Below are 25,188 nucleotides of genomic sequence, written 5' to 3'. Positions count from 1 at the left end.
TTATTAATTGACTCAAGGGACAAGCTAATAATGTCTCCTACAAACCCGTGATGTGAATGGCTGACGTGAAGGCATGAGCTGAGGAAATGATGTTTGGACAGACGCCCGTCACTTTTATCACAGATAACAGACGCTCATGTCCTGATTGAAGGTTTGTTTTATATTAAATAGTGGGAGCTCCGTTGTAGGGTATCTTAAACGATTTCCTCTTTCTAAAGGAAAAGAGTTATGTGTAAATGTAAGCGATTCCCCTTTATCATGATAAATAAGAGTTGAGTATTAATAGAAAGATTGTCATAACAACGGGGATAGCCTTTCTCTATAGAGCGGTGAAGAATCCTGTTTTCTAAAAACAATTGACGTATGAGGTGAGGGCACATGGACTATCAAGAGACAATTATGGGGATTATCGTGAATGGCGGTAATGCCCGCAGTAAATCAATGGAAGCAATATCAGAGGCCAAAGAAGGTAACTATGATCAAGCAAGAAAAAAAATAGACGAGGCAGCGCAGGATTTAGCCAAGGCTCATCGGGTGCAGACGGATCTAATTCAAGGAGAGGCGAGAGGAGAAAATACAGATGTGACTCTTCTTATGGTTCACGCTCAGGATCATTTAATGAACGCAATGACTGTAAAAGATATGGCCAATGAATTTATTGCGCTGTATGAAAAAAATGATGAGAGTCGATAAGGATAAACGTAGTACATTAATAAACTAGCAGATGGATGGAGGCGAAATGGACAAGCCTATCCATCTGGGAGAAGAAAATTCGCTAGACAGAAGAAATCAAACTTGAGGACTTCATGAATCCAAATATGGCATAGAGCAAAAATTATTTTAAGGAGGAAGGTCACGATGAAAAATATTTTGTTAGTTTGTGCAGCAGGAATGTCTACGAGCATGCTTGTGAACAAAATGGAGGAAGCAGCAAAAGAAAAGGAGGAAGAGATTAACATCAATGCCTCATCAGGAGGAGATGTGAGTAAGTATATCGAGGATGCTCACATACTTTTGTTGGGCCCACAAGTGTCTTATTTAAAGAAGCAATATGAAAGTGACTATAGTTCAAAAGGTATTCCTGTTGAGGTGATTGATAGTCTAGATTACGGGACAATGAATGGAAAAAAAGTGTTGGATTGGGCGCTAAATACGATTGAAAATAATAATTGAGTCGATTCGGCTGAGGAATCAGTCGAACAATCTCCTTCGAGGTGATAATAATGAAAACACAAGAATTACAGATGAAACTTCAGGAAACAGCAGGGAAAATTAGCGGCAACAAATATTTGAAAGCGATTTCTGATGGGCTGTTATCCACATTGCCGGCATTAATTATCGGGGCTTTCTCTACATTACTTGCAAGTATGGCTATTGAAAGTTATCAGGAATTCATCACAAACACAGGCTTAAAAGATATTTTACAACTTCCGTCCATTTATACAATCAATATTATATCGATTTACGCAGCGTTTTTTATTGCTTATCGACTATCTGTCTCATTTAATAAAGATGGTGCACCAGCAGGACTTATTTCACTCATCTCCTTCTTGTTATTGACACCATTTACGTTTATGGAAGATGAGTCACGGGTTTTACCCTTTCAATTTCTAGGAGCGCAAGGCTTATTCGTTGCCATTATTGTCGGTCTCATTTCCGCCAGATTGTATGTCTTTATTGTGGATAGAGGCATTACAATCAAAATGCCAGATGGGGTTCCGCCAACGGTATCTAAAACATTTGCAGGGTTAATTCCAGCGATTTTAATTGTTATCTTATTTACTATTGTCAATGTCATTTTCGCAAATACCAACTTCGGGAGTGCCCATGACTTTATTTATTCCTTTGTTCAAGCGCCATTACAAAATTTAGGTGGTGGTTTCTGGTCACTTATTATTCTAACCTTAGTTGTTCAAGTGTTATGGTTGCTCGGAATTCATGGGATGTTAGTTATTTTACCGATTTATTATAGTATTTGGATGCCGTTAGGAGTAGAAAATTTAGATGCACTAGCAGCAGGTGAAGCACTGCCTAACATCGTCAACACAGGATTTTTCATGACGTTTGTTATTGCAGGTGGATCAGGCTTAACCTTATCTTTATGTCTATTAATGGCTTTTTGGGCTAAAAGTAAGCGGTACAAAACATTAGGACGCTTAGCGCTTCCAGGGTCTTTCTTTGGCATTAATGAACCGTTAATTTTCGGTCTGCCAATCGTGCTGAATCCTTATTTCGCTATTCCATTTATTGTTGGGCCATTACTAGGTGCCATTATCCCGTATGCTGCTATGTCAGCTGGACTCGTCCCATACGTGGCAGGTGCTCATCTGCCTTTAGGAACACCTGTTATCGTCAGTGCCTTTTTGCAAGGTGGGTTTATCCTCATTGTCATGCAGATGATTAATTTTATCATCGCGGGATTAATTTACTTTCCATTCTTCCGTGCAGTGGATAAAAAAGCCTATCAAGAAGAACAGCAGTCACAAGGAAACACAAAGGAAGAAGTACAAGCTTAATCAATCAGTATTCAAATCCATATAAGGGCAAAACCGGTGGAGATTCTCTCCCGGTTTTTTGCTGTCTTTACCTTCCTTATAATCATGTCTTATGAAAATAATGGTTATAATTCGATAATCATTATTAGGACTTTTATCTTTCCTTTTTCAAATAATCACTTAACAGTGTATTAGACATAAAGACCCTTAACTTGTGTACCGACATAATAAGAAGAGTAAGTCTTTAGGACTATATTAAACCATAAGGGATATCAACTAGGAGGAGAAGACGTGAAATCAATTAGAGCAAGACTCATTATTTTTTTTACAGGGTTAATTACGTTAACAGTTATTGGACTAGCAGGAATATCTATTTATAGTAGTGCATCCAGTTTACGAAGTGAGGCGGAAATAGGCTTATCAAGTGCTGCAGAAGAAATGACACGATTTCTCAATGCAAACTTACAAGCAGAATTAGCTTATCTAGAGGGGGCTTCTCACAATCCAATTATTACTGAAGACGTGCCAGAAAGTGAGAAAATATCGTTCTTTACTGAGCAATTGGAGGCGACGAACTTTAACAGCATTTCATATATTGAAGCTGGTGAGAGCGCTCCCAATTTTGCTACTTCAGGTGCAGAAATCAATTTAGCAGAGCATGATTACTTATCCACAGCATTAAATGGTGAGCAGATTGTCTCAGATGTTATAGTCAATGAGAATTCAGGAAATGCCATCATCACTTACGCGGTGCCTGTATTAGAAAATGGATCAATTGCCGGGGTGCTATATGGCGAACAAGATGCTGTTTTTCTGACAAACTTAATTAATGAATTTGATTTTGAAGGACACGAATCTACTCGGACCTTCATTGCGAATCGTGAGGGGACGTTTCAGGCGCACCATGAACCTGGTATTGTAGAAATGCAATTAAATCTGTTGGGGATGGCGGATATTGAAGCCGATGAAGACGTTTCAGAAGAAGAGGAAGAAGGTGAATCTATAGAAGGGCTTTCACTTCTATTTGAAAACCATATTCAGCACGGAGAAACAGGGTATGGAGATCATACCTTTGCAGGGGAGAAAATTCTAGTAGGTTATGCGCCAATTGAAGGAACGAACTGGGTGCTTGCTATCGAAGTGGATGAGGCAGATCTTTTAGCAGAACTTGTGCAATTAAGGACGGTTTTATTATTGGTCTCGGTGTTCTTATTGATCATTGCGATCGTCGCTACTTATTTCGTTAGTAACACGATTAGCAAACCATTGATGACAGCTACAGGAGAAATTGAACGATTAGCAAATTACGATTTATCAGAAGCATCAAATAGTGCTCTGGAAAAATACGCGGGACGCCAAGATGAAATAGGGACAATTATTCAATCATTAACTAATATGAGACGTAATCTTGTTGGGTTAATTCAAATGACAGGCCAGCTTTCAGAGCAAGTGTCGGCTGCTTCGCAACAATTGACAGCGACAAGCCAACATTCTTCGAATGCGTCGGGTGAAGTGTCTTCAGCGATTGAAGACATTGCGTCAGGTGCTTCAGCGCAGGCCTCTGATACAGAGAAAGGCTCAGAGCAAGTGCAAGAATTGGGCGTTTTAATGGATAATAACAAGAATCTTGTGACGACTGTAATGGATGCCACTGGCCATGTCAGTGAATTGAAAAATGATGGGTTAGAAAGTTTGAGAGACCTTGTGGAAAAAACAGAAGTGAATACGAAATCCATAAAGGAAATAAAAGAAATGATTGTAACGACAGATGCCAGTGCAGAAAAAATCGCGTCAGCTAGTCAAATGATTAAAGGTATTTCGGAACAAACCAATTTACTTGCCTTAAATGCTGCTATTGAAGCAGCGAGAGCAGGAGAAGCAGGACAAGGCTTTGCCGTTGTCGCTGATGAAGTACGTAAGCTCGCTGAACAGTCGAACGATTTCACTGAAGAAATTGTCACGATCATACAAGAATTAACTGAGAAAACGAAAAACTCGGTGAAAACGATGAACTTAGTGGATGAAAATACAAGTTCACAATTAACGAGTTTAGAAACAACGAATGCTCAATTTACAGGCATTGACGGAGCAGTTGAAAAAATGAAGCAAGCGATGACCAATATGTTGGAATCGGATCATTTAATGCAAGATAAAAAAGAAGAGATCATTCATTTAATTAATAATTTATCTGCCATTTCAGAACAAAATGCAGCCAGCACTCAGGAAGCGACAGCATCTGTGCAAGAGCAGACAGCGTCTATGGCAGAGATTGCCCATTCAAGTGAAGAACTGGCAAAGCTTGCAGAAAAAATGCAGGAAAGCATTTCTAAATTTAAATTATAAATTGAGCGACAATAGCTATCTGCTTTTAAGGTAACGTATCAAAAACGAAGGCAGTTTAAACCTGCCTTCGTACCTCTGATGTGATTTATTGAAGCGTAGATTGACTCGAGGTTTGTGAGGTAGACTGACCATTAGTTTGGGATTGTGATTGCTGACTCTGTTGATTTTGTTGGTTTTGCTGATTCATTTGTTGAGTCAGCTGATCTTGGGACTGATTCATCTGGTCAGTTATTTGACTTAATACGCCGAAAGATTGTAAAGATTGATCCACTCCCTGCAACGTTTGAGAGGCCTGTTGAATGGACTTCTGAAGTTGTTGAATCGTCTGCTGCTGTTGCTGTTGAGCTTGAGAACTAAACTGTTGTAACTGTTGGGCGAGGTCATTAGCCTGTTGTTGCGTTTGGCTCGTACTCCCGCCTTGTTGCTGTGAAGATTGCAGTTCACTCATTTTAGTTTGGATACTTTTTAATTGATCTTTAAGTGGTGTTAGCTCTTCAGCAACTTCTTTATCGACAGCCTTTTCGATCTTTCTTCTTTCTTCATATTCCATAGCAAATTCCTCCTCATAAGATGGGCTTTCCTTTGAACGCTGTGAAGATCTTGCAAGAACGGGAGATGGCTTAACCTGTGTCAATTTTACAATCACCCACGTAATGGCTCCAATCAACACCAGAGTAATAAAGAGTTGCGTGACAACCATGCTGATCCCCCATTTCTCAGCAAACGTATTAAACGCTGCCACAAAAGTTATTATCACGTTTATAGATGGATTTTATGAGCAAAAAGAGATGGCAATATTTTCAGAAGGCTATGCCGGGTTGCTATTAGCAATTCGAGCATAGCCTTTTTTAAAGGTCATTTTTCAGTTAAAAGAGGGAGGAATACACACATAGAGGCTTTTGACGTGAAGAATTATGTGTGTTGATATGAGAATGTGAGTTGTGGCAACTGGCCAGACTAAGTTTAGACAAAGGTAGCGAGATAGATAGCGCCAGCACTTACTTATGAAAGGGTTAAATGAGAGCTATAAGTAAACCACCGAAAGCTCCAGCTAGGACGACGATCCACGCTGGTAATTTCCAGTAGGCGAGCATAGAGAAAAGTAACGCTGCAAAAGCGAAATCATAAGCAGTCACAATCGTACTCGTCCAAATAGGGACATAGAAAGCAGAAATTAAAATGCCAACAACAGCGGCATTTACCCCCATTAAGGCAGCCTTCATATGGGGGTTTTTCCTCAACTCATTCCAGAAAGGGAGTGCCCCGATAATAAGTAAAAAAGCAGGCAAGAAAATAGCAGCAGTTGCCAATAACCCTCCTTGCCACCCGGCAATAACCGTCCCGAGATAAGTGGCGAAAGTGAAAAGAGGCCCTGGAACAGCTTGAGCAGCGCCATACCCAGTTAAAAATTGCTCTTCGCTAAGCCAGCCTGTCGGAACAAATTCTCTTTCGAGTAAGGGCAACACAACATGGCCTCCGCCAAAGACAAGCGAACCGGAGCGATAAAAACTATCTACGATTGCTATCCAGTTATAAGAGGTAACCTCTCTCAGTATTGGAAGAACAAATAAGAGCCCAAAAAATAACGTTAAACAGATAATACCTAGTCGTTTCGATAATGGAAAAACACTTTCATCTCTGGTCGAGTCAGTAACACTCTGACGATAAAGGATATAGCCGAGCATCCCTGCAATTAAGATTACTGCGACTTGTGTATAAGCAGTTTGCCACAACACGGTTAGTATAACCGCAAGTAAGGCAATGGTTTTTCTTGTAGTATCAGGAGTTAAGTTTTTTGCCATACCTATAATGGCATGAGCAACAACAGCTACAGCGACTAGTTTAAGCCCATTAATCCAGCCTGTATCATTCAAGCCATATGTTTGTAAAAAAAGGGCGAATACCATTAGAGCTAAAACGGATGGCAATGTAAACCCGATGAATGAGATGATGGCCCCGAGAATGCTACCACGAAATAGACCAATTCCGATGCCTACTTGGCTGCTAGCTGGGCCAGGGAGGAATTGGCACAATGCGACGAGGTCAGCATAATTCTGTTCATTGAGCCATTTTCGTCGACGGACGTATTCATCGTGAAAATAGCCTAAATGAGCGATTGGTCCGCCAAATGACGTGAAACCAAGGCGTGATGATACTAAAAAGATTTCCCATAAGGTTTTAAACGTATATTGAGAGTGGTTAGCCATTTTTTCACCTTCTGTTCAAGTATTATATCTTTGGTGATAATAGCAAAGTAACCTCTATTACTCAATGCACGGGGGAATTTTTTAATAAAATCTTTACACTGCCAAATAGTGTATAGTCCTGTATAGAGGGTACTGTAAGACCATAAAAAGCTGCCAATTTGGCAGCTTTAAGTTATTCTTCTTCAACCTCTATATTAAACTCTTCGATTAGTTCTTCCCATTTTTCATGGTATTTTTCTTCTTCAACGTTAGCTTTAGTGAAGCTTTCATAGTAGTTGGCCCACTCTTGTTCATTTGTTTCCCAGTCATCTACAAAAAAAGCGGAGATAGATTCTTCAAGTGATGCTAAACCTTCTGTTCGATGTTTATTAGCACTTAATAGCATATCGTGGACCTCTTGTGTTTCATCATGAGAAATGTCAAAGTCTTCAAGTGTAGCAATAATATTAGCATGCTGTTCTTGAAGAGCATGAATAGCTGCAATCTCATCTTCTTGACTTATAATTTCTGAGTTCTCATACTCAGCTAAATTATCAAAAAACTCATCTATAGGTTCTGCATAATTAACGAGGTAGTGGTCGTTCCAGTAATCGACAAGTTCATTGGTAGGACTACATGCTGTTGCGAGAATAGCTAGACAACCTAATGTCATCATTAAAATTATTTTTTTTGTTTTTTTCATTTCTATAACCCCTTTTTAAAAAAATATAATATATAAACACATTTTCTCTTTAATAAAGTAGAAGAGTGTTAAATAAAAATACCCCTATACTGCTCATAAATAAAGGCGTGCGTACTTCAGAAGTATGAAAATGCCCCTTATTTGTCACGTGAGGAGGTTGTAACGAATAACCGCTATTCGACAATTAAACCAAACAAACAATATCCTAACAAATTTTTTACTAAGAAGTTGTCGTTTTTTGTCACAATTTTAATTTAGTTGTAAAAATGATTCTAACGACTTAATCTAGTGCGTGATTATAGGTCTTAGGAATTGTTTATTTTAATAGAACAATCTTCTAGAAAAAGTGAACCCTTGATACTTGTAGCATGTTGGGAAGGTCTAAAGGACTATTTTAGATTGGCATGGCATAGAGAACATCCAAACACTCAAAAAAATGGTAAACTGAGTAAGTTATTGACAGGGTTATATAAGGTCAAACGAATAATAGAGACGATTTAGGGGGAAATATGAAAAAATTATTCTTAGGTGGTTGTTTATTTATTAGTCTTTTTACTGTTGTGGCTTGTCAGTCTGAGCCTGCTGCCGATGAGGTGTTTAAAACTGCAAGTGATGTCCACACAGTAACGGACTCTATGGATGTGTCATTTGATATAGAAGTCGATGACATAAAAAGTAGCTGGATGATGAGTCTAGATTACAAAAATGAGACGTATTATTTAGTGACTGATGATGAGTATGCAGAGTTATATCAAGAGGGTGATAATATAGGCATTATTATAAATGGCTCAGTGATGCATCCTGAAGCAACAAGTGCCGATAGTTACAAAGCAGTGATGACGAACTTTATAGAACATCATGAAAATCCTATGAGACGATTAAAAGAGTTTGATGCGGAAATAGAAAAAAAATTTGAACTGGAAGTGACAGACGATGCCTACCTTCTTACGTATATCGGGGATGATAAGGCGCAGCAACTATATGCAGAAGGTTTAGCCGAAGAAATCAGGAAACAAGACCTAAGTGCACCAGAATTCACAGATGTTTCTGCAAATAAGATAGAGCTTACCATTACGATAGATCAAGAGACTGATAGAATTCAAGAAATTCATGAGGTGCTAGATTATACTGTTACATCACAAGATATAACGACGGATGTGATAGGTGAAAATACGTATACGTATTCTAATCATAATACTACTGAGATAAAAAAACCTGCCATGTTAGACACGTTAGTCGGTGAAGAAGAACAAGCCCTATATGAAGAAGAAGCCGCTAACTATTTAGAAGCACTTATTGAAGCAACCGTTTATCAAAATGCCGAAGTTTTTGGAGAGAACGCAGCAGGTTCTGGTTCTCCTGAAGAGAAACAATCGGAAGGAGACCGACAAAAAGAAAGCTTCAAAGAATTTTATCGGTTAAACACAGAAGCAAATATGGGGGAAGTGGTTTCCAGTGACGCTATCGATGCTTTAACAGATGCGTTTATGGAGGCACTTTCACAAACATCCTACGAGGTCGTCGACTCCCAATTGACGTCAAATCAGCAAATTGTTGTGACATTATCAATCGAGGGGCTCCAAGATTGGGCTGTCCAATCGGTTGCTGAACAACAATTGATTGAGGAAGTCGAAGCAGGTGACGTGGATCAAGAGGACATTTTTGAAAGAAACGTTGAAATTTTAATTGATTTATATGGGGACATGCATATATATGGCGCAGACCCTGTTGAAGTAGATGTGACAGTAAGTCGCTTAGAAGATGGCACGTATATGGTCTTTATTCAAGATGATTATTTAATCGGTGGCTTCGTTCAATAGATGGTGCACGCACGATAAGAAAACAAGACAATTCGTTAAAACGAGCTGTCTTGTTTTAATATGTGCTGAATTAAAGGTCTTTAAGCAATTTTCCAAGCTATTCAGGTGGCGCCATCCCATTCACTTGTATGTGCCTTCTGGTGAAAAAGAGATTTCCAGTCTGTTGGGCATTTGTTCGTGGTTATGTTACTGGGGGAGAAAGCTAAAATATTCTAGTTAGAGGAATTGCTTGGAAAGAAGAGTATGCTATCATTTATATACGGTTAAAGAGTCATATCATAAAACCTTAGGAGGGAAGGGATACGATGCTTACCGAAAACGTGATTGAGATGACAACGCGTGATGATATTATAAAAACGTTCCCGATTATGAAGCAGTTACGCACGCACCTTGATAGGGACACCTATGTAGCGCTCGTAGAGGAAGCGATGGCAGATGACCAGTACCGGCTAGTCGCTTTATTTGACAATGATAAAATGGTTGCTGTTGCAGGATTTAAACCGATGATAACGTTATACTATGCGCGATTTGTTTGGGTTTGTGATCTTGTTACAGATAATGCGAGCCGATCTAATGGCTGCGGAGAAAAACTGTTGACGTATGTAGAGGAGTGGGCAAGGGCCCATAGCTACAAAAAAGTGGCACTCTCTTCAGGCTTGAAACGAACAAATGCTCATCGGTTTTATGAGAAAAAAATGGCTTACGATAAAGCCAGCTATGTGTTTAAAAAGGATCTGAAATAATAATACCGATTAACATACAGAAAAAGCAGCTCATGGAGGACTGATCTCTTGAGCTGCTTTTAAAATTATTCTAAGGACACTAAGGACAATATAAGCATTGTATAAAGGTCTAGCTACTTATGCCTTAAAGGGGAGCAGCGTAGTTAAATGCTTTTAACTCTGTTTTTCCGGTGCTCATATCTTTCACGTTCATCACCCCGCGTCGCACCTCATCCTCGCCGATGACTACCACATAACGGATGTTGTCTTTATTAGCCTTTTCCATCACTTTATTCAGTTTTCGCCCACTCATCTCAATATTCGCTTGGTAACCTCTCGTTCGTAAAAATTGTGCCACTGCAAGAGCTTCTTTAGTTGTGGAAGTTGTAACAGGCAGGACGAGGTACTCTGATTCGCCGCGCTCATCAGAGCCTCTACCTTTTAAAGCGGTGTAAATAACATCAAGACCGAAGGAAAGTCCCACAGTAGGAAAAACGTCGTCTCCCCCAATAAGTCCACCGATCGTACGATCATATCTCCCACCGCTCCCAATGCTTGACGTGATCGAACTGTCAGTTAAAAAGACTTCATACACAGTGCCTGTATAAATATCTAGTCCTCTTGCTAAAAAAGGGTTAAATGAACACTTGTCATTCACGTTAAGGTACGTTAAATACGTTGATAAGGCCTCTAATTCTTCTAGCCCTTGTGTGAAAGTCTCATTTGTCCCTGCGACATTCTTTAAATAAGTCAGGTCAGTGTTGTGAGAATCATCTACAAACCGCTTAATTTTTTGAACAGTATTTAATGGCAAGTTCTTTTTCATTAACTCGCTTATAACGCCTTCAGTACCTATCTTCTCTAATTTATCAAGTATCAAAATCGTCTCATTTATCAGATCGGATGGTGTATCCAAAAAAGCGAGTAGACCTGTTAATAATTTTCGGTTATTATATTGAATCGTCACTTTCAAATCTAACTTTTTAAAAGCATCTAACGCCATTAGCATTAATTCGGCTTCAGCCAAAATAGAAGAGGTGCCCGTAATATCCACATCGCATTGTGTAAACTCTCTTAACCTGCCTGTTTTTATTGGTCCGTCTCGAAAAACCTTGCCGATTTCATAACGTTTAAATGGCATTTTTAAAGAAGGGTTTAACCCAATTACTTTAGCAAAGGGGATTGTTAAATCATAACGCAAGGCTAAATCCCGTTGACCTTGATCGCTTAATTGATACATTTCCTTTAAAATTTCAGCTCCTCCGCCATATTTAGATGCAAGTAAATCAGTATAATTTAAAATCGGCGTTTCTAACGGTTGATAGCCGTACGTGATAAACGTCTGTTCTAACGTTTGGCGAATTGTCCGCCTGATTGTTTCAGCTTGTGGTAAATAATCTTGTGTCCCTTTCACATTTTGATAAGCCATTTTCTTCATCTTGATTCTCCTCTATTTTATTTTTTCCATCAACATAAAACGAACCTTCAATCAGTGGCGTTTTACGGACGGTTATCTATGACAAAAAAACCGCACGTGATAAAAGTTGTTTAAACTTATCACATGCGGTTGCAGTATAAATAGTCTTCCTATAAACGATTTAAAAATCGCTAGCAAGACTAATAGTTATGATGATGAAGTTGTACCAACGGATTCACAAAAACCATGGTGATCACCTCTTAATGATGTAATGTATCATTTTTTTCATGAAAGGGCAAGGGGAATACGTCAATTGATTGCACCACTTTCTACTTGTCAAGTTAGGAGCGTGTAAAAGAAGTTGTCTCTGTTTTTTTCATGTTTAACGATCGATGAGACAGGTTCTTCTCTAGAGTCAGTTTTCAATTTTAAGAATAATGCATCATCTGTATCAGTAAGTGAGAAAAGTTCGTCACTATGATACGTCCCTGGGGGAAGGAGGTCTTCATATAGGAATCTTCCCGCTGCTGCGGCAACTTTTGCTGTTATAAGCGATTCATTTTCACCTATTACAAGAGCACTTCGTTTCGTATGATGACCATTCAGTGTCCCAGATGCTTCAACTTTAACAGCAAATAGAGCAGATCCCTTCTTATATCGTGTTAAGAACTGAGAAAGATATGTGGTGAACCGCTCATGTGCTAATAGGCCCAACAATCCTGTGTTACGCATGACAGCTAATCCGTTCGTTAAAACGGATGAGTCAAATCCTAGACGGGTAGTGACAGATGGTACATTTAAGGTGCAAGGTAATGTCTGTTGATCAGAAAAGGGGAAACGATACACTGAGCGGACACCTAATGTGTTGCCAAAATCAACTTTTTTCCTCCCTGAAAAGCTTCTTACTTTTTTATGACCAGAGGTGGTGAACGTTGGATAAGAGGAAGCTAAATGCTTCATTGTCCATAAAAGGGCTGCCTCACCATGAGTATCTCCCATTCCTAATATAATACTAATATCTATATGCTCTGTGTCAGCTAATAGATTTGTGGTGTGCTGAGCCAGTAAATTAGTGAGTCCTGGGGCTAGGCCAACACTTAACAGCGTCGTAGATTGTGTTGGAGGAAGGGCTTTTTCCTTCAGTTTGCTAAATAATATCCCGTTCGAAGAGATATCCATGTAATGAGTGCCAGATGAGGCACACTTATCGGCCAATAAAGTTGAGTGTAAGTCCAAACAGACAATGACAAGTTTCGTTGAATCAAGCCAATCCCAATCCGTCATGTCATTGACATCCAAGCAAAATGGCCGTACTTTGTTATCCGTTTCGTATGAAAAAGCCTCTGCTTTCTTTTTATTTCTGCCAGCTGCATAGACGTTACCGGGATAGTAGTCGCTTAAAGCCTGACAAATAGTCCTTCCTGTTTGCCCATACCCACCGATGACGACAATAGATGACTTCATATTTTACGCCTCCTTAAATGCTATCCATCCATCAATTAAAAATGAACTGAAAAACCGTGTAGGTGGTTGAAAACCTGTGGTAGTAAGTAACTGCTCAAATGTGTCACTTGCCATTAAATGAGTGGTTTTGCCAAATGATGATTTGAACGTGTTCCACTGTCCCGAGCAGCAACCCTTCAGCTCCATAAAATCTAGCCAAGCGTTCTCATACACTAATCTAGAAGGGTGATTCTCCAAGTCATTCATCGTTGTTATGACTAACATACCACCAGGTTTTAAACGCCGATACATGTCTTGCAAAAAAGCGGGTTTCTTTTCATTTTCAATAAAATGGGCCACAAGTAAGCAAGTAATGGCAGAATAAAGCCGCTCATAGGGGACAGTTGATAAGTCACCATGACATAAGGTGACTGAATGCGGGAAAGGTAGTTGTTCTTTAACACGGGCAGCCAGTTCAAGCATACGATTTGAAGGATCGACGATCGTATAGTGCCAATGAGAATGGCGTTTTGCCAGAACATCTAGTTCTTTTCCACCGCCACCGCCCACGATTAAAATGCCGGGTTCTTTCTCATTAATGCCTGCTGTAAGAAAGGAAGACATCATCGTATGCAATGTATGATAGGCGGGGATTTTTAATGGAATGGATTCTCGATAAGTTGCCACTTTATGATCATTGTTCCAATTCATGTTTGCATGTTTCATAATAACACCTCTTTTTATTTAGTCTGTAATTGGTTAAACTTAAGTAAGAATCATTCTCAATTATAAGTAGATGATGAGCGTTTATCGATCCCAGAAATGTGGGGTTTAAGAGGGAGGCACAAGGTGGAGATAGAAAAGGCAAAGAACGCATTGACGATGATCGAGAGTAAAGCCACATCGTTAAGTGATTATCAGAGACGGATCCTTCATGGTCTAAAGCGAATCGTTCCCTATCAAGCAGGTTGTTTTACAACAGTTGATAAAGACACGTTACTGTCCACAGGGGCGGTGACGGATGAGTGTATTGAGGAACTTCATGCTCGTTTGTTTGAAAATGAATATCGTCAGGAAGATCTTCATTCATATAAGGCATTAGTTGCCTCCAATAGTCGTGCAGCAGCTTTAAGACAAGCGATGCAGTTAAACAATAAGACGTGTGTCCGTTGGCAGCAAGTTTTACGTCCAGCAGGTTTCACTGATGAGCTACGCGTTGTTGTAATGAAAGAACATGAGTGTAAAGGATTTATGACGTTATTTAGAGGGCATCAACACCCTCTTTTTAATGACGAAGATGAGGAGATACTATCTCAACTTTCCCAGACGATAGCTGAGGGACTTGAGAGCATAGAAAACCAATTGTCTCTAAGCTTTCAGGAGAAATCTACTGAAGATACTGGTGTCTTAACTTTTTCAGAAAAGATAGAACTCATGGCTGGAAATGAGCGAGGAACAATGTGGTTGGATAAGCTAAGGGAACGGGAAAATATCCAGGGGAGCAGGCTCGTACCGAGGCCAATAAGAGCTATATGTTCAGCTGCGACAGCCAGCCTGAAGAATAAAAAAGTTATGATGAGATTAAGAGGAGAGGCCTTTTTAACGCTAGAAGCAACGCCCTTAATCGTGGACAAAAAAATCATATCATTGGCCGTGCTGATCCAACGAGCTGAGCGGGACGCTATTTTCCCTTATTTAACAAACCTTTACCGTCTGACAAATAGAGAGCGAGAGGTTTTAGAAAAAGTGATGAAAGGCTTATCAACTAAAGAAATTGCCGCAGCTTGTTATATCTCTCCATACACGGTCCAAGATCACTTGAAAGCGATTTTTGAAAAGACGCACGTGACAAGTCGTAGAGAACTCGTGTGGAAATTCCGTTAAGTTTAATGTGGATAATAAATCACGAGATGAAAGCGTGTCGTACCAGTGCTTTCATTGATATAAACATGGGCTCTGTCTGCTTTAAATCGGAGGGCGTCCCCTTCATAAATTGTATAGCGTTGCCCGTCAACGTCAATGATCAGCTCCCCTTCTGAAACAGTTATATATTCTTCCACGCCGGCATGGTGTGCCTCTGCCTTGTGACTGTGCCCTTCCTCAAGGAAAATCGTATAAAACTCAAACGATTTGTCTTGCTGATAAGGAAAGAGTGGGAAGACACGGTATTTGCCGCCTTCATCAACGACAGGTTTGACATTCGCCATTTTTACAAGGGATACGGCAGGCTCATCTTCTTCCACAAAAGAAGAAAAGGAGACCTTTAAACCGTTAGCGATTTTCCATAAAATAGAGACGGTTGGATTTGATACCCCTCGCTCAATTTGGCCGAGCATCGCTTTGCTCACACCGGTTAGGTCTGCTGCTTTATCCAAGCTCAGGCCTTTTTCCTTACGAATTTTTCTTAATTTTTCAGCGATCGTAATATTAATGGGATCCATTCACGTTCACCTTCCATAACAAAGGGATGTTATAACATACAAAAGTGATAATATATTTTATATTAATTAAAAAATATGCTATATTATATTGTATCGAAGAGGTGATACGATGTCTAATCAAACTATGAAAAAAGACTCTTTTGACGCGATAGATTATAAACAACCTTCACACCGTCATTATTTTAAGCGGGGGATGCAGGCAGGTGTTCCAGTTGCCATAGGTTATATTCCTATTGCCATTGCTTTTGGCCTCCTAGCTAAAGCTTCTGGTATTCCAGATCTCGTTACAATTCTCATGTCGCTCATTATTTTTGCCGGTGCCAGTCAATTCATCGGTGTGAATCTCATCATGGCTGGGGTGATGTATTGGGAAATTATTTTGACGACATTCATCCTGAATTTACGTCATTTCCTCATGACTGCTTCGCTATCACAACGCGTGTCTGATACCACATCGAAGAAACAATTGTCTCTCCTATCATTCGGCGTGACAGACGAAACATTTAGTGTTGCATCAATCCAAGAAGAAAAAGATCTACCAGCCATGTACCTCATCGGCCTAAACACCATTGCCTTTTCCGCTTGGAATATAGGGACATGGATTGGGGTATTTTTTGCGTCGGGACTACCACAATCCGTACAAAACAGTATGGGGATCGCTCTCTTTGCTATGTTTATTGGCCTATTAGTGCCAGCGCTAAAAAAATCTAGCTCGGTAGTTATTGTTGTCTTCATCGCGATCACGATCAGTTCCCTGATTTATTGGACGGATATGATCCAATTGTCAGACGGTTGGCGAGTGATCCTGTCTACTGTCATCGCAGCAAGTATCGGCGTAGCCATTTTCCCTGAGAAAGAAGGTGAGTCTCATGACTAGCTTAATCTTTTTAGTCATCGGAATGGGATTAGTGACCTACATTCCACGCATGCTCCCAATGGTGTTTTTACAAAAGGTCCAATTGCCAGTGAGGATGAGACGTTTTCTTGAATTTGTGCCATATGCTGTATTGGCCAGTCTTATTTTCCCTGATATTCTCTTCTCTGTGGAAAATATTGAGTCAGCTATTATGGGATCTCTTGCTGCGCTCATTCTTGCAGCGTTAAAGGTTAATTTAATTTTGGTTGTCATTGGTGGGATTACCGGTGTTTTTATTATGGATGTCATACTTGCGGGCTAGCTGGTGTCGTTAAAGATCGGGAAGTGTCACGACATCAATTGTGGAAGATACATACTCGCAAAGGCAGGGGGCAACGCCAGCGGCAAAAGCAATAGCTGAAGATCCCGCAAGGTGGTTTTCTTGAGGAGGCGGAATATGACTCGGCGGACTACTAAGACACGGCAAGGTAATGTGGCGCCGATCTTACAGTGGTATCCTTGGGTAAAAGCAGGGTTCCAATCTTTTCATAATAGTGATCGCGGTAAAATAGAGAGACTGCCCAAAAAAGTCAATGCTTTTGGTACAGCCACGTCTATTGTGAGTTATTTTTAAAGTCTATTTTAATCAAGAACGTGCACATATAGCTTTATTAAGTACTTATCAAAGCCTTTAACAGATAACTCGTCTAACAGAAGTTCTTCGTAGAAATAATCTTGCAATACGAGATCATTATCTTTTGCATACTTTACTAATTTGGCATAGGCCTGATCAATACTAAGATAACCATCATGATAACCGACTAAATAAGACCCTTTTTTAATTTTGAGATGGGCATATGTCGGTTCAGTTACTTTTGAATAGAGATAGTTATAGTTAACTGATTCTCCATTTAGAACATTTTTAACACTGATCATCCATCCTTCAGAGGCGGACGTCTCAATATGATGTTCATTTAAATATTTGTAGTGAGTCTGTAATGAATCATAGATGTTTTTAGCGTTTGTTAAAGGTTTTGAGTCAGTAATGACAATGAATTCTTCCTCTTCTTTATATTCAATAATAATTTTTGAAGTATCTACTTCTAATGCTCCTTTTGTGACAGTCATCTTGTCTACGATCAACTTTCGCATTTTCTCCAGATGAGCGATTTTCGCAGTAATAACGTTTGCTTCTTTCTCAAGTAAATGAATCAACTTTTTGGGTGATCTGTCATCAAGGTATGCTTTAATTTCTTTTAAGGGCATATCTAATTCTTTTAGTGTCCAAATGACGTTGAAAACATCTGCTTGGTAGATAGAATAGTAGCGATAACCATTAGAAGCAATAATCTCCGGTGAAAACACACCAATTCTATCATAATAAAACAAAGTATCTTTGCTGACATCCATTAGCTTTGCAAATTGGCCAGTCGTTAAATGAGCGTGTGGGTTTATGGTCATAAAACCTTCATTTCCCCCTTAAGTAATGAGTCATTGTTAGAGCCATTATACACGTTTCTATGTTTCAATAGAAAAATGGTACAGACGATAAGCGACAGAAATTCTGCTAATGGGATCGCCAGCCATATCCCGTTAACGCCTAATAATAATGGTAACACCCACAGCCCAGTTAATACGAAAACGAATGTTCTTAGCAGTGAGATGAAAGCAGACACTTTCCCGTTTGAAAGAGCAGTGAACAACATGGAAGTAAAGATATTGATTCCCATAAATAAGAAACCGATAGAGAATATCCGAAAACCGTCAATGGCGATATGATAAACGTCACTCCCTTTTTCAACCATAAATTGGATAAGATAAGGCCCAAACAAAAGGGATAGGGCAAACACGGCTATGGAGCTGATACCAATTACGAGCGTGCTAATCTTAAAAATATGTTTAAGCTGTGTCTTATTTTGGCTTCCGTAATTATAGCTAATAATGGGTGCAATACCAACAGAGTATCCCATGAAAACAGGGGTTAAAAACATCATTAAATAAAGCATGATTGTAACAGCTGCCACACCTTCTACCCCAATATAATCAAGCATTAACAGGTTAAAAGCAAAAGTTATAAATGAAAGGGAGAGGTTAGTTATCATTTCGGAAGAACCGTTAATACAGCTGTTTAGAATGACTTTCCAATCAACTTTTGGCTTGGAAAAATAAAGCATATTATGTCTAGCGAATAAAAAGTAGCCAATCCCGATAAATGCAGGGATGGTAATGCCTATAGCAGTTGCAAGGGCGGCCCCTTCAATTCCCATATTCATGACAACGATAAATACATAATCTAAAGCAATGTTCAAACTTCCGCCGATAAGTGTGATAACCAAACTTAAATTGGGTTTTCCTGCTGTTACAAAAAAGTTTTCAAACATCATTTGAATGGTGATTAATGGACTGACCATTAATAATATTTTTGCGTAAGTAAACGTGTAATTAAAAAGCTGTTCATCAGCTGTCGCTCCGATCAGCGCTAACAATGGCTGAATAAATAATAACCCTAAACTCATGATCAAGAGGCCAATGACAGTACCGAATAAGACGATAAGCGTGAAGTTACTCCTTGCTTCCTGAAACTTCTTTTCGCCCATTTTTTTTGCGATTATGGCACTTCCTCCTGTACCAAGCATTAAAGCAATAGCAAAGATTAAGGCATATACAGGCATGAAAATATTCACTGCAGATAATGCAGTGGCATTCACGTAACGTGCTACAAAGATACCATCAATCATTGTGTAGATAGAAACAAATATCATAACACCTATAGTAGGTGCAGCGTATGAAAGCAATGATTTCATTGTATGCTCTCTTCCTATTCCTTTTGAAATAGTCATGGTGATCAGCTCCAGTGTGTAAATAGTCAATACACCTATCCTAAAGTATGGAGCTACACCATAGTCAAGCGGAAAGGATAGTCTTTTTTGAGAGACTTGTTTTAACCCGGAGGAACAATAGAACCGTTCATCATTGCTTGTCTTAACTGAGCCGAAACAGGGGAAAGAAGAAGGATAATCGCCATGAGGAACGAAATGATAGAGTGTGTCTTATTTTGAGATCGTCATATGTTACGCACGCTTGCCGCATTATATAGCTATTTTGTCTAACGCTTATACAACAACTCAATATGAAAAGGAGCTTTAACACTATGTCTGTTAAGATTCAACGCCCTAAACTACCTCCCGCATTGTTAGAAGGAAGCTTACCATCTACATTTACCGAAGCGGAATATTATCAAGGACATAATGTGACAGATGAAGATTATATGTATCAAACAGCCGAGCGCCTCCATTTTGATCAACTTATTTTTTCCCGAGTGTCGTTTGAGAATGTCACTTTTCCTCAAATTGAGATCACGGATGTGATTTTTGATAAATGTAACTTCTCTAATGCTGATTTTAGTGATGCGGTCATTCATCGTGCTGAATTTAAGCAATCGAAGCTGACAGGGGCCAATTTTTCGGGGGCAGCCCTAAGACATGTGACATTTGATGATTGCATGGGCAATATGGCCGCCTTTGGTTTTAGTAACCAGCGCCATGTTCAATTTAGCATGTGTTCATTGCGCCAAGCCGATTTTTACGAGTCTGCTTTTAAAAAGGTAGATTTTAAAGAATGTCAACTAGATAGTTCAAATTTTGCTGAGACGAGTCTCGATGGGATCGACTTCACGACGTGTGAATTTGATAACATCACGATTTCATTCGATAAATTGGCTGGCTGTATCGTGACTTCTGAGCAAGCGATTGGGTTTTCTAAAGCGTTCGGTATAGTTATAAGTGATGAATGAGAAGGCGGAAGAAAGAATGTGTGAACTACGAAAGTAGCAAAGTTAGGTGAATAGGAGCTATATGAAGAGTGAAATTGATAACTACCAAGTGAATCAATGAGTGAAGAAGTAGAGCGTGTGTAGATTGAGAAAATGAGAATGGGAGTTTCAAACAGTAGAACTAACAAGAACAATAGATACTACCTGCCTATGCCTCTTGTTTTTGGTCCCCACGAGCCCTCTTAAGATGAGGGCTCGCTTAGTCGTATTTTGGGCCCGGGGAAAGTTGATTTTCCGGTGAACTGAGAGAATGCGTGTGCTAGTATCGATCTTTATCTTATTAGGCACTATATCGAAACGTTCGCACAGCTAAAAGCAATGCGCAAAGTACCACCAATAAAAGCAAAGCTAGGCTCACGACATATTGGCTGATGTCTAGTGTGAGTGAGCTCTGAATCCCGTTTAAGAACCATTGAAATGGATTGAATCTGTTAAGGGTAGTTACCCAAGCAGGGGCGTTTTGCAAAGAATAAAACGCATTACTTGTAAGGATTAACGGGATGGTGATGATATTGGTAATAATACTGATATGACCTTCGTTTTGACTGAGACTAGCAATGAAAAAGCTAAGAAACACATAACCAAGTCCAGCTATCATCATAATGAATGATGCGAGTAAAAAGGCGGTCATTGTGAGCTGTGTATCAATGACTAGACTCCCAATCGTTAAAATGATCATGCCACAAAAAAGGCCTGTTACTGTCCACGCTGACGAGAGGCTAAGGACATACTTCCATAGAGCTATCGGCGTGACATGGAGAAGGTGATAAACACCTCTGCGACGTTGAGCGAGTACAGCGTAAGATGTGGTCATAAGTGTGAAAAATAAGATACTTATACTCGTCATTCCAGCTAGTAAACCTAAATTATAAGCAGGTGAGTCACTTATTAAGGATAAGCCGACAACGCCGCCAATAGGGAGTATAAGTGACCAAAACACTAAATAAGGATCTCTTGCAGAGGCTTTTAATGTAAGTGCGAAAACAATTTGCATCATTTATTCTCCTTCCGTAGCTTGCTGCGCTAGTTTAATGTAAAGAGCGTCCAAATTATCAACATCATGGTCCGTTAATAATTCATCGATTTTTCCGTAAGCAATCACGGTACCGTTATGCATGAAAATGAGGCGGTGAGCCACCTCCATGACTTCATCCATGTCATGGGAAGAAAATAAAACAGTGACATCATTTTTTGCTAACTGTGACATCATCTTTTTAATATCATGACGAGCCAGAGGATCAAGACCAGCAGACGGCTCATCAAGTACGACTAATTTCGGATTGTGAATGGTGGTAATAGCAAGTGATAATCGCTTTTGTTGTCCTAGCGACAGGCGGACTGCTGGCGTTTTTATAGAATCTGTAAGCCCGCATTCATCTAGTTTTTGGACAATGTCCTCTTTAGAAAGCCTTCGATTATATAACGCAGCAAAAAGTTTTAAGTTCTCCTCCACCGTATATCCTTCAAAAAAAGGCGTCGTTTGCAATTGGACGCCAACATGATGCTGGTAATCTTTTATCCAAGGAATGATTGTACCTTCGTCAGGCTTCATCATCCCTAGTAAAAGGGCAATAGTAGTTGTTTTTCCGGCACCATTAGAGCCAATAAGGGCCACTATCTCCCCTTCATGTACATCTAAATCAATGCCTTTCACAACGGATTGGTGACGAAAAGTCTTTTTTAACCCGCGCGCTTTAATTAACTGTTTCATAAACTTCTCCTCCTATATTTAGTATTGCTTATTCAACGTTGACTATTAAAGTATTTTTTTGCTCCCTCGCGAGGAAGGAGCTAGTCATCGTTTTCTAATAAGTTAATCGCTTTATTTATAAAGACTTGTTGCTGCTCAATAACTGTGAACATATGGTCAAAAATGAGCTTAGTCATTGGTGGAATCGTATTATGCATCGTGGCATTTTTTAGTTCAAGGCCGTGTTGGAGAGCACGGCGCTCCTCTTCAAGATGAGCCTGCTGTTTATTAAGCGCATCTAATGCTTCTTCACTATCTAATTTATGTGATAAAGATAACCCAGAATATAGAGATGACGGATAAACAACTGCTGGTGAGGAGAGTGTGTCTACAACTAACTCATGTAAGTGACTGCGCCCTTGATCAGTTATTTGATAGATCGCTTTTTGGCGATGGCCTGTATGTTCAATACTCGTTATTTCAATGTGACCTTCTTTTTCTAACTTTTTTAACGCATGATAAATGGAGCCAATTAATACGCCAGCCCAACGCTCTGCATCATTTAATTGTAGCATCTGTTTAACATCATAGCCTGACATGGGATGCATATCGAGCATGCCAAGAACGAGTAATCGTGTCATCTCTGTATATTCTCCTTTGTATACTCTATGTTGAGTATTTTACAATGTCGCTGGTATTTTGTCAAAGTCATTGTGGTATTTTTTTGCCACATGGCATTTAAATTTGCATTTGTAATGAAGAGACAACGAGCCTTCATGAATTAGTAAAGAATGACTGTTAAGAGATAATGTATCTTAATTGTGGGGCAACGAACATAAATGACTTTATTTACAATTTTAGCAGAGGAAGCTTATGAAATGAAAAAAACTGTTGAAAAATTGTTTTCAACAGGGTGGGCATTCGTTTGCTTTTACAAGCTGTAAAAACTATTACTTTTATTTGTTTAAGAGCTTTTGAAACAGTTTAATTAACCCGTATACGAGTAACCCAATGACAATAATACTTGGGATAAGAATTAGAGTATAATCCATGCTATATAACGCCTCCGTTCACTATTATTTTAATTTAGATAGGCTCTTTTTATTTGTTTAAGGCTTTTTTAAGAGTTTAATAACCTCGTATAAGATCAATCCGATGATAACAATAAATAAGAAAACAAAAAGAAAATAATACTCCATCATTGTATCCGTACCTTCTTCCATTTTTTTCCTGAAAGTCTTAACTTTAATAGTTCATTTAAAGCTTACCTCTGTTTTTCAACTGGTTCTACCTGTTAAATGAAGCTGGAAATAAAAAGGCTATTGAAAAGACAACTTCAACAGCCTGGGACAAAAAGAGATTTTGTTCTTTGAAACTACAAAGATCATAATGATCCCCTTAGTATTTAAAGCTTTTTTAATAGTTTAATTATAATGTACACAATTAATCCAATAACAGCTATAGCTAAAATTAAAACAGGAAGAGCATTCATTGTATAAACCACCTTTCTATTATTACCATCGTCCTCGTTAGAAGGGGTTTCTGCTGGTGCTTTTTGATTATATATTACAAATGAAAAAAAAACCATATGATAAATAATTATGAATTTTTTTAAAATTATATCCAATTACTAATATTTAGTATTTACTGTTTTAATACTACGCTATAGGATAAGTAACTCGTGTCTTTTCGCTTTTTCGTAGTTTCTTCTGCCTCACTATTAACAAATGATAGAAAAGGAGTGTGGGGATCTTCTCTTATGCCATGGGGAAAAGTGGCTGAAACGTAAGACGGTGATTCCCAGAAGAACAGGGCTGCCTGAAAGTCCAATGATACGAAAGGTTTACCGTATCATAATAGTTTGATGACGAGCTTCTGAGAAAGCGACCGTCCTTAGCGGAAGATAAGAAGAATGAAGAAAGTTCAAATTAACTACTAAACGCAAAGGGTGAACCTACATCATAGGGGGAATGCTAATTGTTTTAAGACGGAGATCAAGAGGACTCGAATGGAGAGAGGCCTATTTAATAGAGGAGAAACGACATGGGAAATAAAGAGTGTCTATTTCCCAGCGTTTATTCGAACTGTTAATCATACGATTTGGTGCGATTCATCTCTAATAGATATTCTTTTGCATTCGTCTAGGCGTAACATATTAATTAAGCTTATCATATGATTAAATACTGACTTCTAATGAGCGGTTTTCCTCAGCTGATTGAAAAATGGCTTCCATCAAAGTTAGTACTCTCCTAACCTGATAAGGCTTAACAATTAGATCCTCTTTACCTGCCATCACACCTACTAAATTTTGATATAATTCAGTCCAATCTGTTTCTAGCTCTGGTAATGGAAAGTCTTCTTTTGTTTCAGGTGGACGAGGGGCCATCATACGTGTTGGGCCTGCCGATGTCATGACAACGACTTCAGCCACTGGTGTATCAGTATAGCTCGGTTTCGTATAACCCCCTTTTTCACAATCAAAATCATCAATTTGTAAGGTGCCTTCATTGCCAATCACATACCAACGTGGTAGTTTGTGAAATGCGTATGTCCCAACTTCTACATGTAACAACGTCCCATTATCTAATGTCAGTATCACTTTAAAGTAGTCGTCTACCTTTTGATCAAGGACAGTCATGAGTTTGGAATAGACGTTCGTTACTTTCGTATCACGGTACATATCTAATAATTGGTCAAAGAGGTGAACGCCCCAATCGAAAATCATGCCGCCCCCGTATTTTGTGAAGCTGCGCCAGCCGAAGAATGCACCACCGGTACCAAATACGCGACTTTCGATAGATAAAACATCACCGATTTTTCCTTCTTCGACAACTTTGCGCATCACATTGTAATCTTTATCCCAGCGGCGGTTTTGGTGGACAGTTAAAATACGACCTGTTTTCTCACTTTCAGCTACCATCTCATCCCAATCAGCTACTGACATAGTGGCTGGTTTTTCGACCATGACATGCTTTCCTGCATTCATCGCTTTGATCGCTAATTCTTTATGAACGTCATTAGGTGTTGCGATGACAACAAAATCCATGCCATCATGTTTTAAAAAATCATCTAAAATAACATAAGCTTTAATGCCGTTTTCTTTCGCCATCTCTAAACGTTTTGGATCAACGTCATAAGCGGCAACGACGTCTACTCCGGCGCGAGGGGCATATTCGCCGTGCCAATAACCCATGCCCCCGTAACCGATAATGCCAAGTTTCATTCCCATGTCTCCACTCT

25 protein-coding genes are annotated in these 25,188 nt (G+C 39.3%); 12 read left to right on the top strand and 13 right to left on the bottom strand.

Annotated elements, in window-relative coordinates; genetic code table 11:
* Positions 1-378 precede the first annotated feature (378 nt).
* The 4 genes from BK581_RS11215 (at position 379) to BK581_RS11200 (ending at position 4,838) form a co-directional block, all read left to right on the top strand.
* Entirely contained in the window at positions 379-693 is a 315-nt protein-coding gene (locus BK581_RS11215; protein ID WP_078578260.1) for a PTS lactose/cellobiose transporter subunit IIA, read from the top strand.
* Between the two features lie 165 nt (positions 694-858).
* Positions 859-1,173: a PTS sugar transporter subunit IIB gene (locus tag BK581_RS11210; RefSeq protein ID WP_078578259.1), complete on the top strand. Its 315-nt coding sequence runs from the start codon at positions 859-861 to the stop codon at positions 1,171-1,173.
* Positions 1,174-1,223: 50 nt separating this feature from the next.
* Positions 1,224-2,516, top strand: coding sequence for a PTS sugar transporter subunit IIC (locus BK581_RS11205; protein ID WP_078578258.1), 1,293 nt, complete (start codon positions 1,224-1,226; stop codon positions 2,514-2,516).
* Between the two features lie 270 nt (positions 2,517-2,786).
* Complete coding sequence (locus BK581_RS11200) at positions 2,787-4,838, top strand: methyl-accepting chemotaxis protein (RefSeq protein WP_078578257.1); 2,052 nt, start codon at positions 2,787-2,789, stop codon at positions 4,836-4,838.
* A gap of 85 nt (positions 4,839-4,923) precedes the next feature.
* On the opposite strand, the gene BK581_RS11195 is transcribed toward BK581_RS11200, so the two are convergent.
* Positions 4,924-5,538 carry a hypothetical protein gene (locus BK581_RS11195; protein ID WP_211273960.1) on the bottom strand — a complete coding sequence of 205 codons (615 nt, stop codon included), beginning with the start codon at positions 5,536-5,538 and terminating at the stop codon, positions 4,924-4,926.
* On the opposite strand from BK581_RS11195, the gene BK581_RS20140 reads away from it, so the two are divergent.
* A complete protein-coding gene (locus BK581_RS20140; protein ID WP_169837684.1) occupies positions 5,537-5,680 on the top strand; it encodes a hypothetical protein in 144 nt (47 codons plus the stop codon). The two genes, BK581_RS11195 and BK581_RS20140, sit on opposite strands and share 2 nt — an antisense overlap.
* Positions 5,681-5,851: 171 nt before the next feature.
* On the opposite strand, the gene BK581_RS11190 is transcribed toward BK581_RS20140, so the two are convergent.
* Together BK581_RS11190 and BK581_RS11185 are read right to left on the bottom strand one after the other, a co-directional pair.
* Positions 5,852-7,045: a chromate transporter gene (locus BK581_RS11190; RefSeq protein ID WP_078578256.1), complete on the bottom strand. Its 1,194-nt coding sequence runs from the start codon at positions 7,043-7,045 to the stop codon at positions 5,852-5,854.
* 172 nt (positions 7,046-7,217) lie between these two features.
* On the bottom strand, positions 7,218-7,727 hold the full coding sequence (locus tag BK581_RS11185; RefSeq protein ID WP_078578255.1) for a hypothetical protein: 510 nt from the start codon (positions 7,725-7,727) through the stop codon (positions 7,218-7,220).
* A 509-nt stretch (positions 7,728-8,236) separates the two neighbouring features.
* Between BK581_RS11185 and BK581_RS11180 the strand changes: the two genes are divergently transcribed.
* Positions 8,237-9,547, top strand: coding sequence for a DUF6612 family protein (locus tag BK581_RS11180; protein WP_078578254.1), 1,311 nt, complete (start codon positions 8,237-8,239; stop codon positions 9,545-9,547).
* Positions 9,548-9,852: 305 nt separating this feature from the next.
* Positions 9,853-10,290: a GNAT family N-acetyltransferase gene (locus BK581_RS11175; RefSeq protein WP_078578253.1), complete on the top strand. Its 438-nt coding sequence runs from the start codon at positions 9,853-9,855 to the stop codon at positions 10,288-10,290.
* A gap of 124 nt (positions 10,291-10,414) precedes the next feature.
* On the opposite strand, the gene BK581_RS11170 is transcribed toward BK581_RS11175, so the two are convergent.
* The 3 genes from BK581_RS11170 to BK581_RS11160 form a co-directional block, all read right to left on the bottom strand.
* The gene (locus BK581_RS11170) at positions 10,415-11,707 is read right to left on the bottom strand and encodes a histidine--tRNA ligase (RefSeq protein ID WP_078578252.1); all 1,293 of its coding nucleotides are present in this window, start codon (positions 11,705-11,707) and stop codon (positions 10,415-10,417) included.
* A 315-nt stretch (positions 11,708-12,022) separates the two neighbouring features.
* Entirely contained in the window at positions 12,023-13,150 is a 1,128-nt protein-coding gene (locus tag BK581_RS11165; protein WP_078578251.1) for a saccharopine dehydrogenase NADP-binding domain-containing protein, read from the bottom strand.
* A 3-nt stretch (positions 13,151-13,153) separates the two neighbouring features.
* Positions 13,154-13,855, bottom strand: a complete 702-nt coding sequence (locus BK581_RS11160) for a class I SAM-dependent methyltransferase (RefSeq protein WP_078578250.1) — start codon at positions 13,853-13,855, stop codon at positions 13,154-13,156.
* Between the two features lie 123 nt (positions 13,856-13,978).
* On the opposite strand from BK581_RS11160, the gene BK581_RS11155 reads away from it, so the two are divergent.
* Positions 13,979-15,013 carry a helix-turn-helix transcriptional regulator gene (locus BK581_RS11155; protein WP_169837682.1) on the top strand — a complete coding sequence of 345 codons (1,035 nt, stop codon included), beginning with the start codon at positions 13,979-13,981 and terminating at the stop codon, positions 15,011-15,013.
* A gap of 2 nt (positions 15,014-15,015) precedes the next feature.
* On the opposite strand, the gene BK581_RS11150 is transcribed toward BK581_RS11155, so the two are convergent.
* On the bottom strand, positions 15,016-15,570 hold the full coding sequence (locus BK581_RS11150) for a helix-turn-helix domain-containing protein (RefSeq protein WP_078578248.1): 555 nt from the start codon (positions 15,568-15,570) through the stop codon (positions 15,016-15,018).
* Between the two features lie 109 nt (positions 15,571-15,679).
* Here BK581_RS11150 and BK581_RS11145 point away from each other — a divergent pair, with 109 nt between their 5' ends.
* The 3 genes from BK581_RS11145 (at position 15,680) to BK581_RS20135 (ending at position 17,060) form a co-directional block, all read left to right on the top strand.
* Complete coding sequence (locus BK581_RS11145; RefSeq protein ID WP_308240406.1) at positions 15,680-16,447, top strand: AzlC family ABC transporter permease; 768 nt, start codon at positions 15,680-15,682, stop codon at positions 16,445-16,447.
* Positions 16,440-16,748: an AzlD domain-containing protein gene (locus BK581_RS11140; protein ID WP_078578247.1), complete on the top strand. Its 309-nt coding sequence runs from the start codon at positions 16,440-16,442 to the stop codon at positions 16,746-16,748. Before BK581_RS11145 ends, BK581_RS11140 begins: the two co-directional genes overlap by 8 nt.
* Before the next feature lie 135 nt (positions 16,749-16,883).
* Complete coding sequence (locus BK581_RS20135; protein ID WP_169837681.1) at positions 16,884-17,060, top strand: hypothetical protein; 177 nt, start codon at positions 16,884-16,886, stop codon at positions 17,058-17,060.
* 8 nt (positions 17,061-17,068) lie between these two features.
* Here BK581_RS20135 and BK581_RS11135 read toward each other — a convergent pair whose 3' ends face one another.
* Both BK581_RS11135 and BK581_RS11130 read right to left on the bottom strand, forming a co-directional pair.
* On the bottom strand, positions 17,069-17,887 hold the full coding sequence (locus BK581_RS11135; protein WP_078578246.1) for a MerR family transcriptional regulator: 819 nt from the start codon (positions 17,885-17,887) through the stop codon (positions 17,069-17,071).
* Positions 17,884-19,266, bottom strand: a complete 1,383-nt coding sequence (locus tag BK581_RS11130) for an MATE family efflux transporter (protein WP_078578245.1) — start codon at positions 19,264-19,266, stop codon at positions 17,884-17,886. The genes BK581_RS11135 and BK581_RS11130 overlap by 4 nt, the downstream gene beginning before the upstream one ends.
* Before the next feature lie 311 nt (positions 19,267-19,577).
* On the opposite strand from BK581_RS11130, the gene BK581_RS11125 reads away from it, so the two are divergent.
* A complete protein-coding gene (locus BK581_RS11125; protein ID WP_169837679.1) occupies positions 19,578-20,219 on the top strand; it encodes a pentapeptide repeat-containing protein in 642 nt (213 codons plus the stop codon).
* 319 nt (positions 20,220-20,538) lie between these two features.
* Here the strand turns inward: BK581_RS11125 and BK581_RS11120 are convergent, their stop codons facing one another.
* The 4 genes from BK581_RS11120 to BK581_RS11105 all read right to left on the bottom strand — a co-directional run bounded on the left by BK581_RS11120 (position 20,539) and on the right by BK581_RS11105 (position 25,177).
* The gene (locus tag BK581_RS11120; RefSeq protein WP_211273959.1) at positions 20,539-21,255 is read right to left on the bottom strand and encodes an ABC transporter permease; all 717 of its coding nucleotides are present in this window, start codon (positions 21,253-21,255) and stop codon (positions 20,539-20,541) included.
* The gene (locus tag BK581_RS11115; protein WP_078578242.1) at positions 21,256-21,969 is read right to left on the bottom strand and encodes an ABC transporter ATP-binding protein; all 714 of its coding nucleotides are present in this window, start codon (positions 21,967-21,969) and stop codon (positions 21,256-21,258) included.
* 80 nt (positions 21,970-22,049) lie between these two features.
* Positions 22,050-22,589, bottom strand: a complete 540-nt coding sequence (locus tag BK581_RS11110; RefSeq protein ID WP_078578241.1) for a PadR family transcriptional regulator — start codon at positions 22,587-22,589, stop codon at positions 22,050-22,052.
* A 1,535-nt stretch (positions 22,590-24,124) separates the two neighbouring features.
* Positions 24,125-25,177 carry a Gfo/Idh/MocA family protein gene (locus BK581_RS11105; RefSeq protein WP_078578240.1) on the bottom strand — a complete coding sequence of 351 codons (1,053 nt, stop codon included), beginning with the start codon at positions 25,175-25,177 and terminating at the stop codon, positions 24,125-24,127.
* Between the last annotated feature and the right edge of the window lie 11 nt (positions 25,178-25,188).

The organism is Salipaludibacillus agaradhaerens (assembly GCF_002019735.1).
GTDB classification, from domain to species: Bacteria; Bacillota; Bacilli; order Bacillales; family Salisediminibacteriaceae; genus Salipaludibacillus; species Salipaludibacillus agaradhaerens.
Note: the sequence above shows the minus strand (reverse complement) of the source record. Positions and strands in the feature narration are given on the sequence as shown.

What these genes read in the sequence shown, in the direction of transcription:
- BK581_RS11215 (WP_078578260.1), top strand. Translation starts at nt 379, where the DNA reads ATGGACTATCAAGAGACAATTATGGGGATTATCGTGAATGGCGGTAAT.
- BK581_RS11210 (WP_078578259.1), top strand. Translation starts at nt 859, where the DNA reads ATGAAAAATATTTTGTTAGTTTGTGCAGCAGGAATGTCTACGAGCATG.
- BK581_RS11205 (WP_078578258.1), top strand. Translation starts at nt 1,224, where the DNA reads ATGAAAACACAAGAATTACAGATGAAACTTCAGGAAACAGCAGGGAAA.
- BK581_RS20140 (WP_169837684.1), top strand. Translation starts at nt 5,537, where the DNA reads ATGCTGATCCCCCATTTCTCAGCAAACGTATTAAACGCTGCCACAAAA.
- BK581_RS11195 (WP_211273960.1), bottom strand. Translation starts at nt 5,538, where the DNA reads ATGGTTGTCACGCAACTCTTTATTACTCTGGTGTTGATTGGAGCCATT.
- BK581_RS11190 (WP_078578256.1), bottom strand. Translation starts at nt 7,045, where the DNA reads ATGGCTAACCACTCTCAATATACGTTTAAAACCTTATGGGAAATCTTT.
- BK581_RS11185 (WP_078578255.1), bottom strand. Translation starts at nt 7,727, where the DNA reads ATGAAAAAAACAAAAAAAATAATTTTAATGATGACATTAGGTTGTCTA.
- BK581_RS11180 (WP_078578254.1), top strand. Translation starts at nt 8,237, where the DNA reads ATGAAAAAATTATTCTTAGGTGGTTGTTTATTTATTAGTCTTTTTACT.
- BK581_RS11175 (WP_078578253.1), top strand. Translation starts at nt 9,853, where the DNA reads ATGCTTACCGAAAACGTGATTGAGATGACAACGCGTGATGATATTATA.
- BK581_RS11170 (WP_078578252.1), bottom strand. Translation starts at nt 11,707, where the DNA reads ATGAAGAAAATGGCTTATCAAAATGTGAAAGGGACACAAGATTATTTA.
- BK581_RS11165 (WP_078578251.1), bottom strand. Translation starts at nt 13,150, where the DNA reads ATGAAGTCATCTATTGTCGTCATCGGTGGGTATGGGCAAACAGGAAGG.
- BK581_RS11160 (WP_078578250.1), bottom strand. Translation starts at nt 13,855, where the DNA reads ATGAAACATGCAAACATGAATTGGAACAATGATCATAAAGTGGCAACT.
- BK581_RS11150 (WP_078578248.1), bottom strand. Translation starts at nt 15,570, where the DNA reads ATGGATCCCATTAATATTACGATCGCTGAAAAATTAAGAAAAATTCGT.
- BK581_RS11145 (WP_308240406.1), top strand. Translation starts at nt 15,680, where the DNA reads ATGTCTAATCAAACTATGAAAAAAGACTCTTTTGACGCGATAGATTAT.
- BK581_RS11140 (WP_078578247.1), top strand. Translation starts at nt 16,440, where the DNA reads ATGACTAGCTTAATCTTTTTAGTCATCGGAATGGGATTAGTGACCTAC.
- BK581_RS20135 (WP_169837681.1), top strand. Translation starts at nt 16,884, where the DNA reads ATGACTCGGCGGACTACTAAGACACGGCAAGGTAATGTGGCGCCGATC.
- BK581_RS11135 (WP_078578246.1), bottom strand. Translation starts at nt 17,887, where the DNA reads ATGACCATAAACCCACACGCTCATTTAACGACTGGCCAATTTGCAAAG.
- BK581_RS11130 (WP_078578245.1), bottom strand. Translation starts at nt 19,266, where the DNA reads ATGACTATTTCAAAAGGAATAGGAAGAGAGCATACAATGAAATCATTG.
- BK581_RS11125 (WP_169837679.1), top strand. Translation starts at nt 19,578, where the DNA reads ATGTCTGTTAAGATTCAACGCCCTAAACTACCTCCCGCATTGTTAGAA.
- BK581_RS11120 (WP_211273959.1), bottom strand. Translation starts at nt 21,255, where the DNA reads ATGATGCAAATTGTTTTCGCACTTACATTAAAAGCCTCTGCAAGAGAT.
- BK581_RS11115 (WP_078578242.1), bottom strand. Translation starts at nt 21,969, where the DNA reads ATGAAACAGTTAATTAAAGCGCGCGGGTTAAAAAAGACTTTTCGTCAC.
- BK581_RS11110 (WP_078578241.1), bottom strand. Translation starts at nt 22,589, where the DNA reads ATGACACGATTACTCGTTCTTGGCATGCTCGATATGCATCCCATGTCA.
- BK581_RS11105 (WP_078578240.1), bottom strand. Translation starts at nt 25,177, where the DNA reads ATGGGAATGAAACTTGGCATTATCGGTTACGGGGGCATGGGTTATTGG.